The 1,846-nt window shown below is 64.5% G+C and carries 2 protein-coding genes; both read left to right on the top strand.

Annotated features, from left to right (window positions below):
- The first annotated feature begins 11 nt into the window (after positions 1 to 11).
- Positions 12 to 1,127, top strand: a complete 1,116-nt coding sequence (gene bamC / locus ACIP0B_RS28440) for an outer membrane protein assembly factor BamC (protein WP_400838525.1) — start codon at positions 12 to 14, stop codon at positions 1,125 to 1,127.
- A 4-nt stretch (positions 1,128 to 1,131) separates the two neighbouring features.
- On the top strand, positions 1,132 to 1,846 hold a 715-nt coding region (locus ACIP0B_RS28435; protein WP_400838522.1), incomplete at its 3' end, for an MBL fold metallo-hydrolase.

Here is a 1,846-nt window from a genome sequence, read left to right as displayed (position 1 = left end):
AAGTACAACGCATGAAGCGAATGGCCGGACTTTCCGCACTTGCCTTGATTATCTCCAGCACCAGCGGCTGTGGATGGATCTGGGGCCCGGAAGGTTATTTCCGTGACCGTGGCAGCGATTACCTGCAGGCGCAACAGACCGCGCCGATGCAGCTGCCGCCGGACGTCAGCACCGCCAAGCGTCTGGATCCGCTGTTGCCGATCCCGCGCAACGTGGCCGACGACACCGCAAAAGGCGAGTACGTGGTTCCTCGTCCGCAACCGCTGTCGGCCATCGCCGATGCCGGTGACTACTCGCTGCAGAAAAGCGGCGATTCGCGTTGGGTGATGGCTCAGCATCCGCCGGCCGAAGTCTGGCCGGTCGCCGTGCAGTTCTTCCAGGACAACGGTTTCCGTCTGGATGAGCAGCGCCCGCAGACCGGCGAGTTCACCACCACCTGGCAGCACTCCGATGAGCTGTCCGCGTCCATGGCCAAGCGCCTGAGCGCGGCCGGCGTCGGCGCCGACAGCGAAACCCGCGTGCGGGTGCGCATCGAGCCGGGCGTGCAGCGCAACACCAGTGAAGTCTATGTGGTCAGCGCCGAGCGTCCTGCCGGCAGCACCGCCGACGTGGCGTTCACCAACCGTTCGGTCAACACCGGCCTGGACGCTGCGCTGGTCGACGACATGCTGGCGAGCATGAGCCGCACCTCCGAGAAGGGCGGTTCGGTGTCGATGCTGGCCTCCCGTGATTTCGACGCGCCGAGCCGCGTCAGCCTCAGCGAAGACGGCAGCGGCAACCCGGTGCTCAACGTCGGCAGCGACCTCGACCGCGCCTGGTCGAGCGTCGGCCGTGCGCTGGAGCAGGGCGAATGGCGTGTGGAAGACATCAACCGCAGCCTGGGCCTGTACTACATCAACCTGGCCGAAAAGGCCGAGAAGAAAGACGACAAGCCCGGTTTCTTCAGCAGCCTGTTCGGCAGCAAGCCTAACAAGGAAGAAGTCGAAGCCCGCGCCGAGCGCTATCAGGTTCGCCTGAGCAAGGTGGGCGAGAACGTCCAGGTGACCGTCGAGAAGAACATCAACACCGTGGCGCCGGCCGAAGTGGCCCGCAAGGTGTTGAGCGTGATTCAGGACAACCTGGGCTGATCCGATGCGTTTCGCCGTTCTCGGCAGCGGTAGCCAAGGGAACGGCACGCTGGTCGCCAGCGCCGATACGATGGTGCTGGTGGATTGTGGCTTCTCCCTGCGGGAAACCGAAAGACGCCTGTTGCGCCTGGGTGTGAACCCGGCGCAGCTGAGCGCGATACTTGTGACCCACGAACATGCCGACCACGTGCATGGCGTGGGTTTGCTGTCTCGGCGCTACAATCTGCCTGTCTATCTGAGCCGAGGCACGCAGCGCGGGATGCGCAAGCCGGTTGAGGCCGCAGGTTTCGTGGCCGGCGGCGAGCAAATGCAGATCGGCGCACTGAGCATCAATGCCATTGCCGTGGCCCATGATGCGCAGGAGCCGACCCAGTACGTGTTCAGCGACGGCGAGCGGCGTTTCGGCCTGCTGACCGATCTGGGCTCGTACTGCGAGACCGTGCTGGACGGCTACCGGGACCTCGATGCGTTGATGATCGAGTCCAACCATTGCCGCGACAGGCTGGCCCGCGGTCACTACCCGTACTTTCTCAAGCAGCGGGTGGGCGGCGAACGGGGACATTTGAACAACCATCAGGCGGCATTCCTGGTGGCCGAGTTGGGCTGGCAAGGCCTGCAACACCTGGTCCTGGCCCATCTGAGCAGCAAGAACAACCTGCCGCAGCTGGCCCGGCAATGTTTCGTCGACACCCTCGGGTGCGACCCGGACTGGCTGCAAC

It is taken from the genome of Pseudomonas sp. NPDC089534, from assembly GCF_044749305.1.
Lineage (GTDB): Bacteria > Pseudomonadota > Gammaproteobacteria > Pseudomonadales > Pseudomonadaceae > Aquipseudomonas > Aquipseudomonas ekonensis.
The sequence above is the reverse complement of the archived record's forward strand: the minus strand, read 5'-3'. Positions and strand labels throughout refer to the sequence as shown.

Coding starts and splice junctions, on each gene's coding strand:
- bamC (WP_400838525.1), top strand. CDS start 12: ATGAAGCGAATGGCCGGACTTTCCGCACTTGCCTTGATTATCTCCAGC.